At 68.5% G+C, this 365-nt stretch carries 1 protein-coding gene; it reads left to right on the plus strand.

What is annotated here, in order from left to right; translation table 11 throughout:
- Positions 1 to 365: hypothetical protein (locus FNL14_RS23360; RefSeq protein WP_220126196.1), on the plus strand; the 365-nt coding region annotated here is incomplete at both ends.

Here is a 365-nt window from a genome sequence, read left to right on the forward strand (position 1 = left end):
CCGCCCCGGCCCCGCCCTCACCCACACCAACGCACCCAACACCAACGGAACCAGCACAGGTCAGGGCAACCCGCGTCAAGGCAACACAGGCGAAGGAAACACGAGGGAACGCCACCGCGATCAAGACATCACGGGTCAGGGCAACACAGACGAAGGAAACGCGGGACAAAGCAACCCGGGTGAAGGCAGCCTGGTAGCCACCGGAGACGGCGACCAGAACACGATCGGGCTGGCCTCGCTGGCCGCGGCTGACCTCCATGACACCGACACCGCCGGTAGCTGCGCCGCGGACCGTGAGGCGCCCGGCGCCGAAGAGGACGAGGCCAACGGCGGCAACGGGTACGCGGACCTCGGCAACGTCCCGG

The sequence above is a fragment of the Pseudarthrobacter sp. B4EP4b genome, assembly GCF_006680095.1.
GTDB lineage: Bacteria > Actinomycetota > Actinomycetes > Actinomycetales > Micrococcaceae > Arthrobacter.